General features: G+C 62.4%; 16 protein-coding genes. 7 read left to right on the forward strand and 9 right to left on the reverse strand.

What is annotated here, in order from left to right; all coding sequences use genetic code 11:
- Positions 1–1,400: 1,400 nt before the first annotated feature.
- The 3 genes from QMC96_06975 to QMC96_06985 form a co-directional block, all read right to left on the reverse strand.
- A complete protein-coding gene (locus QMC96_06975; protein MDI6876496.1) occupies positions 1,401–1,721 on the reverse strand; it encodes an antibiotic biosynthesis monooxygenase in 321 nt (106 codons plus the stop codon).
- A gap of 203 nt (positions 1,722–1,924) precedes the next feature.
- Complete coding sequence (locus QMC96_06980) at positions 1,925–2,140, reverse strand: hypothetical protein (GenBank protein MDI6876497.1); 216 nt, start codon at positions 2,138–2,140, stop codon at positions 1,925–1,927.
- A gap of 1,013 nt (positions 2,141–3,153) precedes the next feature.
- Positions 3,154–3,408: a SemiSWEET transporter gene (locus QMC96_06985; GenBank protein ID MDI6876498.1), complete on the reverse strand. Its 255-nt coding sequence runs from the start codon at positions 3,406–3,408 to the stop codon at positions 3,154–3,156.
- A gap of 147 nt (positions 3,409–3,555) precedes the next feature.
- On the opposite strand from QMC96_06985, the gene QMC96_06990 reads away from it, so the two are divergent.
- Positions 3,556–4,293, forward strand: coding sequence for an HAD-IA family hydrolase (locus QMC96_06990; GenBank protein ID MDI6876499.1), 738 nt, complete (start codon positions 3,556–3,558; stop codon positions 4,291–4,293).
- 15 nt (positions 4,294–4,308) lie between these two features.
- Here the strand turns inward: QMC96_06990 and QMC96_06995 are convergent, their stop codons facing one another.
- Positions 4,309–5,169 (reverse strand): DUF2099 family protein, encoded by an 861-nt coding sequence (locus QMC96_06995; GenBank protein ID MDI6876500.1) that lies wholly within the window; start codon positions 5,167–5,169, stop codon positions 4,309–4,311.
- A gap of 50 nt (positions 5,170–5,219) precedes the next feature.
- On the opposite strand from QMC96_06995, the gene QMC96_07000 reads away from it, so the two are divergent.
- The 3 genes from QMC96_07000 (at position 5,220) to QMC96_07010 (ending at position 8,442) form a co-directional block, all read left to right on the forward strand.
- The gene (locus QMC96_07000) at positions 5,220–5,990 is read left to right on the forward strand and encodes a heparan-alpha-glucosaminide N-acetyltransferase (GenBank protein MDI6876501.1); all 771 of its coding nucleotides are present in this window, start codon (positions 5,220–5,222) and stop codon (positions 5,988–5,990) included.
- A gap of 49 nt (positions 5,991–6,039) precedes the next feature.
- Positions 6,040–7,533, forward strand: a complete 1,494-nt coding sequence (locus QMC96_07005; protein ID MDI6876502.1) for a hypothetical protein — start codon at positions 6,040–6,042, stop codon at positions 7,531–7,533.
- Between the two features lie 96 nt (positions 7,534–7,629).
- The gene (locus tag QMC96_07010; protein MDI6876503.1) at positions 7,630–8,442 is read left to right on the forward strand and encodes a HEAT repeat domain-containing protein; all 813 of its coding nucleotides are present in this window, start codon (positions 7,630–7,632) and stop codon (positions 8,440–8,442) included.
- 13 nt (positions 8,443–8,455) lie between these two features.
- On the opposite strand, the gene ade is transcribed toward QMC96_07010, so the two are convergent.
- Genes ade through QMC96_07025 form a run of 3 tightly spaced genes read right to left on the reverse strand, consistent with a single transcriptional unit; the run spans position 8,456 to position 10,987 of the window.
- Positions 8,456–10,111 (reverse strand): adenine deaminase, encoded by a 1,656-nt coding sequence (ade, locus tag QMC96_07015; GenBank protein ID MDI6876504.1) that lies wholly within the window; start codon positions 10,109–10,111, stop codon positions 8,456–8,458.
- Complete coding sequence (locus QMC96_07020) at positions 10,111–10,458, reverse strand: hypothetical protein (GenBank protein MDI6876505.1); 348 nt, start codon at positions 10,456–10,458, stop codon at positions 10,111–10,113. The genes ade and QMC96_07020 overlap by 1 nt, the downstream gene beginning before the upstream one ends.
- 31 nt (positions 10,459–10,489) lie before the next feature.
- The gene (locus QMC96_07025) at positions 10,490–10,987 is read right to left on the reverse strand and encodes a 50S ribosome-binding GTPase (GenBank protein MDI6876506.1); all 498 of its coding nucleotides are present in this window, start codon (positions 10,985–10,987) and stop codon (positions 10,490–10,492) included.
- Positions 10,988–11,413: 426 nt separating this feature from the next.
- Here QMC96_07025 and QMC96_07030 point away from each other — a divergent pair, with 426 nt between their 5' ends.
- Genes QMC96_07030 through QMC96_07040 form a run of 3 tightly spaced genes read left to right on the forward strand, consistent with a single transcriptional unit; the run spans position 11,414 to position 14,857 of the window.
- Positions 11,414–13,504 (forward strand): PAS domain-containing methyl-accepting chemotaxis protein, encoded by a 2,091-nt coding sequence (locus QMC96_07030; protein MDI6876507.1) that lies wholly within the window; start codon positions 11,414–11,416, stop codon positions 13,502–13,504.
- Positions 13,505–13,512: 8 nt separating this feature from the next.
- Entirely contained in the window at positions 13,513–14,019 is a 507-nt protein-coding gene (locus QMC96_07035) for a chemotaxis protein CheW (GenBank protein ID MDI6876508.1), read from the forward strand.
- Positions 14,020–14,050: 31 nt separating this feature from the next.
- Positions 14,051–14,857, forward strand: a complete 807-nt coding sequence (locus QMC96_07040; GenBank protein MDI6876509.1) for a protein-glutamate O-methyltransferase CheR — start codon at positions 14,051–14,053, stop codon at positions 14,855–14,857.
- Here the strand turns inward: QMC96_07040 and QMC96_07045 are convergent.
- Together QMC96_07045 and QMC96_07050 are read right to left on the reverse strand one after the other, a co-directional pair.
- Positions 14,827–15,423, reverse strand: a complete 597-nt coding sequence (locus tag QMC96_07045; GenBank protein MDI6876510.1) for a hypothetical protein — start codon at positions 15,421–15,423, stop codon at positions 14,827–14,829. The genes QMC96_07040 and QMC96_07045 overlap by 31 nt on opposite strands.
- Entirely contained in the window at positions 15,413–15,661 is a 249-nt protein-coding gene (locus QMC96_07050; GenBank protein MDI6876511.1) for a hypothetical protein, read from the reverse strand. Before QMC96_07050 ends, QMC96_07045 begins: the two co-directional genes overlap by 11 nt.
- Positions 15,662–15,769: the final 108 nt, after the last annotated feature.

Consider the following 15,769-nt stretch of genomic DNA (forward strand, 5'->3'; position numbering starts at 1 on the left):
ACAGGTAAAAGGTATTTATCAATGGAAGAGAGATGATCATGCGGGATCCAGGGTATCCATTTTACAGAAAATTTGAGACACTACCAAAATTCTTGTTCTGCACGCCAATCCATGATTAATTTCAGGCACTTGTGTTAGCTCCACGCCACCAGAGGTTCGTTCCATTCACAGGGCGTACCAACCTCCCGTTTCACGTCCTTTCGGGGACTCCGGGCGTGATACTCCCCGGGCCTCGGCAGTGACCGTCACCCAATCACCGAGTTTTTTTCCTGCTGTTGTCCTTTGTTTCATGCGGCACCCTCCTCAATCGGCCCATCACCGTCTTATCCCATGGTGATTCCTCGTCGCGCAATCTGCTCCCTGCAGGCTGCCCTTTGTGCTCCGGGTCACGGTACAGGTCACGCACGATCCCGCATGCCGAACCCGGTTCTTGCACGAGTGCGGAAAATGCCCTTCAGATCCTCCGCAGGGCTCTCCGGCATCGCAGGATGGCGCCCCCGCGATTCGATCTCTCCGATTATTCCCTGTCTTCCGATGGCAGCAGGACCGCTCTGCACCGTGTATCATGCCACAAGACCCCCTCTCCCCGGAACGCGGCGGATCCTGTCGTGTCGTGATGTGGTAGCGCGACCGATTGGCATGGCAATCGCATGGGCACCCATTCATCCTCATCCAGAAGCCTCCGGCTCATGGCATGCTCTATTGAAACTGCCATCGAAGGAGGGAGCTACGCCGGGACGACGAAACCCCACTCCCTCGGGCAGAACCGGAGAGTATGTTTGCTCGGGATGCCCCGACCCTGCCGGCCTGGCACACGGATCCCAAGGAAACGGGGGACTCCCCGCAGGTCAGAGGCAAACTGCGCCGGAGAGCGTTTCCTCAAATGGAGGATCCCCTCACAGGGAACACGGTTTCTTCGTCGGCGAACCTGAGGTTCCCGGGCGGCAACAGAGCCGCGCAAATGACGATTCTTCCGGTGGATCGTGCCGGGATTGTTCCGATGAACGCTCGTTCCGCAGAACAGGAAAGACCGTGTACCGGATCCTTGCTGGGCTCACGGGCCGCTTCGGTGGATATCGACTGCCGGCATCGAACGGACCGACGCGACTGCAGTACGGGAGCCGTCGCTCTGCAGGAGGAATATCCGGGAGAATCGGGAAGGCGGAAGACCGCCGGATGAGGGGGTGAAGAGAAGCCATGCGGACCTCTTCACGATCGACTCTCCGCCCTACACCGTATCGAAACCCATGATCCTTCTCGATTGGCGGTTCCGCGAGGGTCCTCCAGTGAGATCTCGTTCCTTCCTGGCAGAGTCGATCCGGGAGGAGATGAGGGGACCGGACAGCCGGAAGAGAATTCTGCACGGCTGCAAACGCCTGTCCGATCGCCTTTCAGGGGGTTCACCTGGCACGCGGCTGGATGATGAACTCCCCGGACTGGACCCAGAAGTTTTTTACTTCGGGAGGTTCCGCAAGGTTCTTCTCCAGATCCGACGTGGCTGCCCCGAAAATCTCCTGATACGAGGAACTCAGCGCCGCTTCGTCCTCCCAGAGCGATATCACAACGATGGTGTCGGGGTCATCCCGGGCGATCAGGTTGAATGCCCCCCGATAGCCCCTTGCCGCACGGGCGATCGGATCCGCGATCTTCTTCTGAACGTCGAAGAAGGTCTTCTGCTGACCTTCTTTCATCCTCCACGTGGACATCCTGGCAAACGTCATCTGAATCGTGGCCAATTGCCGTGCATGGCATATAACCGTTGTGCCTCCCGAGAACGCTTCCGGGGGTCAATGGCTCCCGGGCGCTCCGGCAGATACGCATTCCTGACTGCACCGCTGCAACCCGATGCAGGAAGACCTATCAATGACGATTTCACTGGCGGCCCCATTCGACAGCATCCCTTTCGGCCTGCACGGTCTCGCACCTACCGCAGCAGCTTCTTCGATCTTCCCGGCCGGCGGAGCGCCTCCCTCGTACCCTCCCCGATGCCCTTCGGTGCGCCATCCGCAGTCCCGTCGGCATAGAGGGCGAGCATCAGCCCCCGGAGAAGGACCTCCCTCGCGCCCGCAGTCAGCTCTTTTGAAGCCTCGACCTTCTCGATCAGATCGAGGATGGCCATCTTCCGGTACCCGTCCGACATCACAGACGACTCTCCCGTACAGGGGGACGAGCCGGTTTTTTCTATATAAACATTCGTCTGCCGGCTCCCGTGCGGTCAGGGGACGACCCTTGAGCGGGGATGCCGCCATCATCCGCAGGTCTCCAATGAGCCATGCGGCCGGCTCGGCTCTGGCGTCGGGATCGGGAAATCCTGCAGTGCGCGTGAATACCACCGGGATCGCACAGAATCTGGCACGATTCCAGGGGGCAGGATACGGCCGGATGTACTTCTGCCCCCTCTGCCGGGTCGGAATGGGTAGGGCCGAAGCAGCGGATTACCTGGGGCCTTCATGCTGCAGGAGCGGAAGAGGCGCGGCCTTCCTCCCGTTTCTCTCTCCCTTCGGCAGGATTCGGCAACGAAGAGACGGGTGATGCAGAAGGAGCCTCCGAAGAGATGAGCGGGAGGACGCACCCGGGGCCGTCCCCCGGGATATTCCTGCGGGAGAGCGCCCCTGCATGCAGGTGATTGTCTCGAGAACCGGTTCTCGTTGAGTTCAGGTATGCTCCGTGCGGATAATGCCTTCTCGGAATTCTGACTGCGGGGGGTACCGGGCGAGGGAGCCCCCCCTTGATCCCCCACCGATGCGAAAGGGCTGTATACAGAGAGCATGAGATCGGTGTTCGTTCCGTTCCAGTGCGGATCGGGCTGGCCGCGTCTCCCCGTCGCTCTGGCATGCGGAACTTCAAGACAGAGCGGAATGGAGACACCCGGGGATCGGTCCTGCGCTCGAGCTCAGGGTGGAGCCGCCCTTCTGCGGCATCCCGCGGTGCAGGTATCCTGCAGGCTGACAGATAGAGAGAAACCGATCTCCGATCGTGCGGATTGGCCTGGAACGGGGATACGGGCTCGGCAGCCCCCGATATCAGGCCGCTCGCACCGGGCGCGTGCATTCCGGAACCAAATCGCGGTCTCGATGGTTCGAGCGTGTATGGCTGCGACGGGAGGGTCTGCCATGAGCAGGGAGTTCTCGGCAGGTTATCTGCGATCCGCCGTCAGCCAAACTTCAGCTTCATGCCCAGGATGTAGCCGACGAGACCGATCGTGACCACGTTGGCGATGACGATGGGATGCGACTGGATGGAGACGCCGTACCACGTCCAGAGGGAGAGCCCGGCGAGAAAGAGGGTGAGCATGCCGTAGGAGAAGTCCCGCGCCGATCGCGTGGCGCGGGTCTTTGCCACCTGGGGGAGGAAGGATATGGTGGTGAGAAACCCGGCGATGAGGCCGAGCGCTGTGATCTGATCCATGAATGCTCCTCCATACTGGATCGCAGCCGCTGAAAAAGGTGTCCGTTCGTGCGGCGAAAACCTGATAATGCGGCCGATGCGATAACTGAACCGGCAGATCCGTATTCTACCGCTCGCCGCAGGCGGGCGATCAGCGGAGAGTGTAAGGTGTCGCGAAACGAGAGGGCGGGGCGGGGCGGCATGCCCGCTGCACGGCTGGCCGGGGGAAGACGGGCAGGCGCACCCATCCGCGCGGTCATCTTCGACATGGACAACACCCTGTTCGATTTCGTGCGCGCCCAGATCGGGGCATGCAGGGCAGTCGTGCATCACCTCGGGAGAGGGTCCGGGCACGAACTCTTCGAATACTTCCGCCGCCCGGGGAAAGGATTCGAGGACCCCGAGAACATCCTCGACTACATGCGGGATATCGGAATGGCGCCGGACGGGCAGTTCGCCCGCTGCTGCCGCATCTACGAGGATGTGAAACTCTCGGGAATCGCCCCCTACCCCGGCGTGCCCGAGATGCTGGACCACCTCGCAAACCTGGACCTCTCCCTCTCCGTCGTCACCGATGCCGTCCAGGAGAACGCCCTTCTCCGTCTGGAGCGGGCCGGCATCCGCGACCGTTTCGACCTGGTCGTCACGCCGGATCGCAGCGGCAGTCGCAAGCCCGATCCGGCGCCATTCCTGTACGCTCTCCGCGGGATGGGAGCGGTACCCGAAGAGACGATCGTGGTGGGCGACAGCATGCGCCGCGACATCCTGCCGGGCTGCCGGCTCGGCATGGTGACCGCCTATGCCGCATACGGAGACCGCTCGTTCACGGCTGCGGAGTCTCACGCCGCGGATTTCGTCCTCCGCAGCCCCGCCGAGCTGTGCCGGATCGTCAGGGCCAGGGAATAGCGGCGCCCATCCGAGTCAGAGCAGCGGGGATGGGGTGCTTCCCCCTTCGAAGGGGAGCTTTTCGGACTTCACCAGCAGAGGATCGCCCGACTCCCGCAGCTTCGCCAGGACGATCTCCTTCCCCCTCGGCGTGATGGCGAAGACCGGGATCGCGGCGCCCGCCTGGAGGAGGGCGACCCTGCCCGCCGCCTCCCGTACGGTCCGGGATGCGCAGGCGGTGACCAGGTCGGCAGCCTGCACCAGCCGTTCGGCCCCGCCCCTCGAAATCCCCGTCGTATGGACCCCGAAGATGAGGGAATCGGGGAACCGCCGCCGGATCTCCGCCGCCACGTCGGGATCCGCCACGGTGACACCCACCTGCCGGAAACCGGCGTCGCAGGCCCGCTGCACACCCGCTGCCAGGTCGATCCGTGCCGTCTCTCGATCGAGCACGACACCGCCCTGCTCCTCGATCGCCGATATCAGCTGCGGAATGGGAGACGTGCTGACGAGACCGGACATCCGGCCGCCGATCCCCTGCACCAGTGCGGGATTCTGCACCAGCACCGTGCCCGCCCCCTCGCAGACCAGAACGACGCAGTCGAGAAGCCCCTGCCGCAGCCCGCTGCTGAGCAGCTCGGATGCTCCGAAGAGGACGAAGTCGCGGTCCGAGACGATCTCACGCCGCGGAGTGAACATGCCATAGGACTGGATGCGGTTCTCGATGTTCTCGCGCACCGCATCCTCGGTGATCTCGTGCACGGGTCGTGCGAACCTCCGCGCCAGGGGGCACTCGCGGATGATCGGAGGCCCGACCTCCACCACGCGTCCGTTGCGGATCACGACGCGGCACCTTCCGATCGCTTCGATGATATGCTCGTCCTCGCTCATGGACATCGCCACCAGTAAAGTAGTTGAGCCCTGCATATAATAGATATACGGGACGCATGGACGGGAGCCGCCTGATCCGCAGTGCCGAGGGGAGATACTGGGAGATCGACCTGGTGCGCGGGATCGCTGTCGTGATGATGATCACCTTTCATGCCCTCTTTGCCGTGAACTACCTCGGGGTATACGACGTCGAGGTGAGCAGCGGGTTCTGGCGATCGTTCGCCCTCGCCACGGCCATCCTCTTCGTCTTCCTCGTCGGTCTCTCCCTCTCCATCCACGATGCGCGGCTCCAGGAGAAGGGCGGCATATGCTCCTGCCGCCCCTACGCCCTCCGGGGTCTCCGCATCTTCGCCCTGGGGCTGGTCATCACCGCCGCCACATGGCTGATCCTCCGCGAGGGCTACGTCGTCTTCGGGATCCTCCACCTGATCGGGCTGTCCATCATACTCTCGCCGCCTTTCTTTCGGCACCGCGGCCTCGCCCTCTTTACGGGAATCTACGTCATTGCCCTGGGGCTCCTCCTCCCTTACTATCCGGGCCCCATCTGGCTGATCTGGCTCGGGTTCCGGCCGTATTCCTTCTACAGCATCGACTACGTCCCTCTCTTCCCCTGGTTCGGGGTGGTGCTCCTCGGACTGTACGCGGGCGGCGTTCTCTATCCGGACGGGCGGCGGCGGTGGGCGCTTCCGGAGGAGGGGAGATCGATCGCCGCGCCTCTCGCGATCCTCGGGCGCAACAGCCTGCTGGTGTACATGGTGCACGTTCCCCTGATCCTGCTCGCCATCGGGATCTGCTGCCCCGAATCGATCGCAGCCCTGCTGGGGTGAGGGGCGGCATTCGAAACGGATAAGGGGTGAGCAGACAGAGGTACGGTGCATGGCCCGCCCTTCTGGCCGCCCATACCCGGAACGACCCCCACTCCACCGACAGCGGCAGGAGACGCTGCTCTCCCGCCTTCTCCTGCTGGCGGTGACCGTGGTTGTTCTTGCCTTCCTCTGCGCCAGCGCCGCAGCGGCTCCGCAGGATCCGCCTCCGCAGGATCCCGTCACGGCCGTCTACTTCACCGGAGTGGGATGCTCGCACTGCGCCCGGGTGGATCCCGTGCTCTTCCAGGACTGGATGCAGGCGTATCCCGAGCTCGTCGTCGTCGAGTACGAGATCTTCCGGCAGCGGGAGAACGGAGCGGTCCTTCTCCAGTTCGACGAGCGCTACGGGACCGGGACCGGGGTGCCTCTCCTCTTCTTCTCCGGCGGCCTCTCCTATGCCGGAGACAGCGCGATCCTGGCGCAGACGCCCGGTACGATGGCCAAGCTCCGGGAAAATCGATCGCTCCTGGCGGAGGATGGAATCGATATCGCATCCGCGGATATCGCAGCGCTTCCGGGCTATCCCAAGATCTGGCACCGGGAGAGAGTGCTCATAAAGAAGGGTTCGGGAGGGGAGACGGCTATCCTCCGGACGCTTCTCCTCTCCGGGAACGTGACGGCATCCCTGTCCGGCATCCCCTACCGTGTCGTCCCCCCGGAGCCTGTCCCGCTCTCCGGACGGGAAGCGGCGTTCCAGCATGCGGTGGAGCTGGAGGGCTGGATCCTGCAGTGGAACGCCTCCGTGGGGCCCAGCCCCTCGGATGAAGGCCAGGTCGGGAATGAGAGCAGCGCCAACTGCACCGCCCTGCCGCAGATCTCGCTTCCGACCGTGATCGGCCTCGCGATCGTGGATGCGATCAATCCCTGCGCCCTCGCCGTCCTGATCCTGATGCTCCTCGCGGTCACCACGCACAATCCCGGCGGAAAGCGGGACGTCCTCCTGGCCGGAACCGCGTTCACGGCCGCCGTATTCGTCTGCTACTTCATGTACGGCATCGCCCTCACCCTCTTCTTCCAGGCGCTGCAGGGTCTGGCACCCGTCCGGCTCCTGCTCTATCAGGTGCTCGGGGTGGGAGCGATTCTGCTCGGTTCGCTCCACCTGCTGGACTTCTTCGGGCGGAGCGGAGGACGGAGAATCACCGCGCTGCCGGGGAGCTCTCGCGCCCGCATCGGGCGGATCCTCTCTCGCATGATCTCACCCCGCGGAGCGTTTCTCGTCGGGGCGTTCGTCTCGGTGTTCCTGCTCCCCTGCACCATCGGCCCCTACATCCTCGGATGCGGGATCCTCTCCATCCTCGGGCTCGTGCAGGTGATTCCGTACCTTCTCCTCTACAACCTGATCTTCATCCTGCCGATGGCGGGAATCACCCTCGCCATGTACGTGGGCATCGGCACAGCGGCGGATGCTGCCGGCTGGAGAGAGCAGAACGTGCGCTACCTCCACCTGATCTCCGGCACGATCATCCTGCTGATCGGGACTGCGATGCTGATCGGGCTTATCTGAATGTCTCTGCCGAACCCTTCCCCCTCCGCGTGGCTGCCACCCGCCCATATTCTTATATGGGTACCCCTCCTATACCGCGCCTCGAAGCGTGGAGGGATGACGATGGTTGCAGAGATGGGAGGGACCAGATTCTCCATCGAGACAAATACCGAGATGATGAAGGTTGCACGAGACGTCCCCCGGTTGATCGAGACGCTCCTCTACAGCGAGGATATGTTCGCCCGTGCGCGGGCAGCGGAGATCCTGGGGGAGCTGCAGAACGGGCTCGCCATCGAACCACTGGTCGAGGCCCTGGCGGATTCCCATGCCAGTGTGAGGGAGAATGCGGCGGAGGCTCTCCGAAAGTTCGGCGATATGGCCGTGGACTCGCTGATCGATGCGCTCGGGGATCGTAGCGAGACCAAGCGCTCCTATGCGGCCGGCATCCTGGGGCGGATCGGATCGGAGAAGGCAGTATCCGCCCTGATCGCCGCTCTGCAGGACGAGAACCCGGATGTGCGCTGCTATGCGGGCGGGTCTCTCTCGCAGATACCGGCGGCGGTGGATTCCTTGATCAAGGCCCTTGAGGGGGGGAACCCGGACGTGCAGGCCCTGGCTGCCGCGGCTCTGGGGAGGATGGGGGATGCGAGGGCAGTCGAGCCGCTTGCCGGGGCGCTCGCCAGCGGTGACGAGCGGGTGCGGAACGCCGCTGCCGGCGGGCTCCTCGCCCTGGGGCGGGATGCGGTGACGTCCATAATCGGACTGCTCTCCGACGGGAATGCCGTCGTCCGCTTCTACGCCGCCTCCCTCCTTGGGATGCTCGGGGATCCTCGCGCGCTCGGTCCGCTGGAGGAGCGCCGGGGAGACGCGGATGCTGACGTGCGGGAGGCGGTGCAGAGAGCGCTGGAGAGGATCCGGAAGGGTGAGTGAACGGGGGACCCCGTCAGGCATCGCGGACGAAGAGGGGGACGTCCCGGAACGCAACGGCATCGAACGGACCGCGGATCGTGACGCGGAGCTCCGGGATGACGGTCAGGGCCAGGAACGAGAGGTACATGAAGGCGTCCTCGATCCCGCCCATCGCTGCAACCCTCCGCTGCAGTTCCCGCAGCCGGCGGGCAACCTCGTCGTAGGGCTGCTCCGACATCAGCCCGGCGCACTCCAGCGGGAGCCGTGTGCACCCGCCCCTGCTGACCGCGACCATACCGCCTCGGAGAGCGATCACCTCCCCGATCGCGCGCAGGATGGCAGAATCCTCAACGCCCGCCGCCACGATGTTATGCGCATCGTGCGAGACGGATGCTGCGATCGCCCCCTCGGAGAATCCCAGACCGTGCACCAGCCCCAGGCCGAAACCCCGGTTGCGGTAGCGATCGCAGACGACCACTTTCAGGATATCCCGCTCCGTATCGGGGATGCTCTCGACGGAGTACCGCAGGTCCCGCGTTCGGATCTCGCCTTGCACCAGCCCGATCACGCGGGCCTCTCCCGCGCCCGCGAGATCGAGGCGTTCGGGAACCCGGCTCTCGAATGCGCAGGAAACGCCGCCGCTCCTGCGGTAGGGCAGGTCACGGATACGGATGCCTTTCTTGTACGTCTCCAGAACCCGGAATCCCCCCTCGCCATCGACGATGCAGAAGTCGGCCCACCGCCCGGGGGCGATGGCCCCGCGGTCCGACAGCCCGAAGCGCTCGCTCGGGGTAAGAGTGGCCATGCGCAGGGCGATTTCAGGTTCCATGCCATATTCGACTGCCTTGCGGATGCAGTCGTCGATCTGTCCGTCCGCCTCCAGCGTCTCCGTCGAACGGTCGTCAGTGGCGAACGAGCATCGGGAGGTGGTGCAGGCATCGGCGAGAGGGGCGAGAGCCCGCAGGTTCCGCTCGGCCGATCCCTCCCGCATGTAGATGTACATACCGCGTTTCAGTTTCTCCCGGGCCTCGGCGAAGGTCGTGGACTCGTGATCGCTCTGGATGCCCGCGAGGATGTAGGCGTTGAGCTCCTTTCGCGTGAGCCCCGGGGCATGGCCGTCCACCGTCCGCAGGAGCGCGATCTTGGCGAGCACCTCCGCATCCCCCCGGAGCACGCCGGGCACGTTCATGACCTCCCCCACCCCGATGATGCCTTCCCGCCCGCTCAGGGAGGCGAGGTCCCGGCTGGAGAGCATCGCACCCCCGCTGTCCTGCGGGGTTGCCGGGACGCAGGAGGGAAGCATGTAGAAGATATCGAGAGGGGTGCGTGCGCTCTCCCGCAGCATAAACTCGATGCCGGGTATGCCGCAGACGTTGGCTATCTCGTGGGGATCGGCGATCGCGGTGGTGGTGCCGTGCCGGAGCGCCAGGCGCCCGAACTCCGATGGAGTCAGGAGAGAACTCTCGATGTGCACGTGGGAGTCGATGAGGCCCGGCACCACGCGGGCGCCGTGCAGGTCGTGTTCCTCGATCCCGCGGTAGTCGCCGATCCCGACGACTATGCCCGCCCGTACGGCAAAGGAAGCCCTCTCCCAGCTGCACGTAAACGGACTGAAGATCTCGGCATTCTCGAAGACTGCGTCGGCAGGCGTTCGCCCGAGCGCAGTCCCGAGCATGTCCTCAACAGGCATCAGACGACGATGTCCCGGATGATGCTCGCGGTCCTCTCATTTCCGATGGTGATGTAGACGTAGAGCTTGTACCTGCCGGGATCCAGGTCGACGGGGAGGGAGTAGGCGTTCTTCCCCTGCGCGAACGTGACGATGCTGGCATTCTCGAAGATCTGCATCTGCTCGAGGTCCCGGATCTGGAAGATATTCACCTGCAGCACGGCATCAACAGTCCCGCCTCCATTGGTCGCCTCGACGTGAAGCTCCCTGCCGTCGTAGGAGACGTCATCGAGGCTGGTTCCGACGCAGCCCGCGAAGACGCCGAGGATACCGAGTGCCGCCACCAGTAGGATCGACCATCTCGACATTATCTCAATGTAAAATGTCCAAGTTTTAAAACTATTGGATTGTTGCAGGAGAGAGGACCTCTTTCACAAAAGCCTCGAATGCATCGGAAACCGTCTCGGGGCGGAGTGCGGACACGGCGTAGATCGGCGCACGGTAGAAGCGACTTCTGAACCTCTCCGGCGTGGAACCGGGGTGATCGCACTTGTTGAGCATGATCGCGTAGGGAATGCCCCTCTCCTGCAGCCAGCGGTGCTGGCGCTCCGTCAGGGCGTCCAGATCCCGCGTGGTATCCACCACCATGACCGCCCCGTGCATCCCCCGCGAGAGGATCTGGCGGGCGAATTCGAAGCGCTCCTGTCCGGGGGTGCCAAAGAGGTAGACGACACGCTGCCCCATCCGCACCCTCCCGAAGTCCAGCGCGACGGTGGTCGTCCCGCCATCGCTCTTCACCTCGATGTGGCGGGAGAAGGGATCCAGGGATCGGATGAAGGTCGATTTTCCCGCATTGTACGCCCCAAACACCACCACTTTGCACTTCTCTTCTCCCATGGATCCAGCGTGACCGCAAAGGGCATAAATATCTTCCGTGTCGCGCGGACATCGATAGAAAAAATTTTAGAGGTTAAAATGTCGTATATGCTGTTATTATCTGTTATTATATCCTTTAATAAATTAAAAATTGTTTTCTATCAAAAGACAGGTATAAATATTCAATATGCAAATCCCAATTCTGCCGCTTCCGGCGGTTTCTGCCGGACTGCTTCCTCTGCATCTGAACACGGTTCTAAGAGACTGCATGCACCTTATTCAGAAAAATATCAGTTTTTTACTCAATATAGGCAATTATGTCAGACATAACAAAAAGAAAATATTTAAATATTAAATAAAGAAAATGTTCAGATCAGAGGATCCGAGATGCATCCTGCGGTGACCGCCGAATGGCAGGGATGCGCCGCAGGATCGATACCTGAAGTGATGGATATGTCAAAAGCAGCCAAGAAAGCGATAATCTCCCAGGTCGCCCGCGAACCTCCGGAGACTGCCAGTACCGAACTTGAAGCGCAGGTGCATGCGATCGAGGAGGCCCTGCACAGGGCCCTCTCGGGAGACTTCTCCGTGCGCCTGAACGGCGAGTTCGCGGAGCCCTCGATGCAGGCGCTCGCGGGCACCGTGAACACGGCGATCGAGCGGCTGGCCGCAAAAGACGCAAAAGGCCAGAACCTGATCTTCTCAAGGAATCCCCTGCCCATGGTTGTCGTCGACTCGAAGTTCAAGCTCCTGGATGCGAATGCGGCGTACGAGACGCTGATGCAGCTCCCGCGCGAGCGCCTGATGCGGATGGAGGCAGGAGACTACCGGATCCGCTTCATCCAGGGCGACCGCACGGAGAAGACGTTCAACGAGGGGCAGACAACGAAGTGCGAACTGGAGCTCACGTTGAAAGACGGCTCGCGGAAGATCGTTGAGCAGTACGGCGTCCCGCTGCTCACGAGCAAGGGAGAGGTCAAGACCGCCTTCTTCGTCTACAACGACATCACGCGCCAGCGCCAGGACGAGCAGGCGTTAAAGGAGCAGATGGAGAAGAACACGGTCTTCCGCAAGCGCTCCGACACCATCGTCCAGCAGAACCCGATGCCGATTCTCCTGATGGACCCTGCCTTCAAGATCCTGATGACGAACGATGCCTTCGTCTCCATGAGCGGTTTTTCAAAAGAGCAGCTCCGCGGCATGAGCGCACGGGACTTCAAGGTTCTCGCGCAGAAAGGCGAGGGGCTCAAGTACGTCCTCCAGGAGAAGAAGCGCAGCTTCGGCGAGACGACGGTCGACCTCCCGAGCGGCGTCCATATCCTGGAGCAGTACGGCATCCCGATCCTCGGCGAGAATGGCGAGATCTCCACCATCCTGATCGTCTACAACGACATCACCGAGCGGCGCAGAAAAGAGGAGGAGGTCGCCAGGCTGATGGAGGAGTCCTGCGAGAGGGCGGAGCGGCTGACGCAGAGCGCGATGGATGTGGAGCGCGTCATGGCCGCTGTCGCCCGCGGGGATCTGACCGCCGTATGCACGATCGCGGAGAACGACCCCCTGGCAAAACTGAAAAACGATTACAACGACTCCATCACTGCCATCCGTTCCCTCCTCCTCGAGGTGGCGAAGGCGGTCGTACAGGTTCAGAACACCACCCGCGACGTCAGCCAGAGCACCGCCGAGATCGGCAAGGCGACCGAGCAGGTGGCCACATCCACCCAGGCATCCGCGGACTGCGCCCGCAAGCTCCTGGAGCAGATCGAGGCGGTGGGACGAGAGGTCTCGGATCTTTCCGCTTCGATCGAGGAGATCGCCAGCACCTCCCATGAGGTGACCGATCGCGCTCAGGGAGCATCCCGGGAGGGGCAGAACGCTGCAAACCTGGGAAGCCAGGCGAACGCCAAGATGCAGGCGGTGGAGAGGATCGCCCGCCAGAGCGTGGAGGAGATCAGTCGGCTCAACGAACAGATGCGGGAGATCAGCAACATTGTCAAGCTGATCACCGACATTGCCAACCAGACCAACCTTCTTGCACTCAACGCCGCCATCGAAGCGGCGCGGGCCGGCGAGCATGGGCGGGGGTTCGCCGTCGTCGCCGGGGAGGTCCGCAACCTCGCCGGCGAGGCGAAGAAGGCGACCCAGCACATCGAAGACGTGATCAGCAGCATCACGGCAAACAGCGACCGCACCGCGACGTCGATGAAGAACGCCTATGGAGAGATCGCGCTCGGGATTGAGAGCGTAAACAAGACCATCGAGGCCCTGAACCGGATCATCGCGGAGATCGGGGTCGTTGCAGATGGCATCACGGAGATCTCGAAGGCGACAGAGGATCAGGCGAATGCTACGAATCGCGTGATGGAAAGAATGGACGAGGCCACACGGATCACCAAGGGGAACATGACCCAGATCGAGGATATGGCAGCTCTCGCCGAAGAGGTGAACGCTTCGACCGAGGAGGTCGCCAGCGGGAGCCAGGAGCTCTCACAGATGGCGGTCCAGCTGAAGTCCATGATGGAGCAGTTCCGGCTCAACTAGGGTGGATCATGAACGCGACGATCGACCTGGTGGAGTTCGAACTCGGCGGGGAGCACTATGCGCTGGACATCCAGCTGGCGCGGGAGATCGTGGAGATGATGCCGATCACACCCATCCCCCGCGCGCCGCCCTACCTCTCCGGTGTCATCAACCTCCGGGGGGAGATCACCACCATCATCCATCTCGCAAGCCTCCTCGGGATTCAGGAGCGGGACCGGCAGGCAAACCAGAAGATCATCGTCCTGATGTCGGAGTTTGCCCGCGGCGCCAACGTCGGCGTGATCGTGGACGACGTCCACTCCGTGATCCAGGTGCCGGAGTCTGACATCGAACGGCTTGGCGACGGGCTCTCCACGGAGTTTGCCAGTTTCGTGAAAGGCATCATCAAGATCGGCGGCGAGAACGGAGAGGGGGCCGGCAGGCGTGAGGACGGGAAGCGAAGAAAAGAGCTCGTCATCTGGATCGACCTCCAGAAGATCGTCGGGGACCGGCTGGATCCAAGGAAAGGATCCTGATAGGCCCCATCGCTCCGCATCCGCCGGAACCATGAACTCCTTCCAGACGCTGACGCGGACGATCGAGCGGATTCTCCACATCCGCTGCTCCTGCTACAAAGAGGACTACATCCAGCGGAGGATCCTGTCCAGAATGCGGCTGCGGGGCGTGGAGGGGTTCGACACCTACCACCATCTCCTCCTTTCCAGCCCAGATGAGCAGGAGGCATTGCGGGACGCGCTCACCATCAACGTCACGAAATTCTTCCGGGATCCCGCCGTCTTCCAGATCCTGCAGAGAGAGATCCTCCCCGACCTGCTGACCCGGAAACATCGGGTTCGCATCTGGTGTGCAGGATGTTCGAGCGGCGAGGAGCCCTACTCCATCGCCATGATCTTGCAGGATCTCCGGTGTCTTCATCCCACGCTGTCGGCTGTCATCTACGCAACCGACATCGACAACCGGGTGCTGCAGAGGGCAGAAGAAGGCATTTACGAGAGAAGATCCCTCGATCACCTCGATCGGGGGCAGATCAAGCGGCACTTCTCTCTTCTCCCGGACGGCAGGTATGCGGTGAAGCCGCATGTACGGGAGTGGGTGCGGTTCCGCCGCCACGACCTCCTGACCGATGCGCCCGTCGCACGATTCCTGGATCTGATCACCTGCCGGAACGTGACGATCTACTTCACGGAGGAGCAGAAGAACGCTCTCGCCCGCACGTTCCATGCCGCCCTGAACAGCGGTGGCTATTACGTCATGGGAAAGACGGAGTATCTGGGCAGGGAGGTCGAAGCCCTGTTCACCCCGTTCAACACCGCAGAGAAGATCTACACCCGCGGGGACACTACCCCCTGGTAATCCAGGATGACCGATGCCGGCAGGCGGATCCGCCCGTGGTAGCAGCGGACAGGATAGATCTCCTCCAGGATATGGAGCGAACAACGCTCCAGGCATCCCCCCAGCAGGGCATCGTAGCGCTGCTCCTCCCGCCGGTAGAACTCCTGCAGCGCATCCGCCACGGGGAGGGCGCTCCCTTCGATGACGCCTGCCACCAGGCGGTGTCCGATCTCCGTCGGAATCGCCTCCTCCCTTCCATCCACGATCAGCAGCGTCCTGTGCACCTCCAGCGTCCCGGGGGGGATCACGGTGAACAGGATCTCGATGTCCACGGCATGCAGGCTGTTTGCTCCGGCGACGACGAAGTGCTCGAGGAGTTCGAAAAACGTCGTTCGGTTCGCGGCGATCTCCGTGTTGACGGCATGGATGACCGCATCTTTCAGGGCATCCGCGATCGCTTCCTCGGAGCGCAGCCGCTCCACCAGCTCCCGTTGAGCGCTCCTGCGCAGGAGCACGGACCGCAGGTGCATGTAGCGTTTCCAGAACTCCTTCTCCAGGAACTGCATCGAAGCCGTCTCATCGGTCATGACCATCTCCCCGCTCCGCGGGCTCGGGGACGAACAGACTCTGCATCCTCCTCCGTCGCGAGGCATGCCGGCGGATCTCCCCGCACACGATCGCACCATTGACGCCAACGACCACGATGACCAGCGTGAGGCTGATCCAGAGCATGGAACCCTGCGCGGTCAGGAAGACGGCCCAGAGCAGGGTGGCGAGCGACACGAGGTAGAAGATGACCCAGGTCTTCGTCTCCAGGAGATCCATCAAAGAATAAATGAATACAATCTTATTTAAATTATTTTAAATAATATTAGCCTTTTATTCCCAACTAATAATAATTTAAGCAAACAATCGAACATTTTCAGGGCTTAC

This window comes from Methanomicrobiales archaeon, from assembly GCA_030019205.1.
In the GTDB taxonomy this organism is placed as follows: Archaea; Halobacteriota; Methanomicrobia; order Methanomicrobiales; family JACTUA01; genus JASEFH01.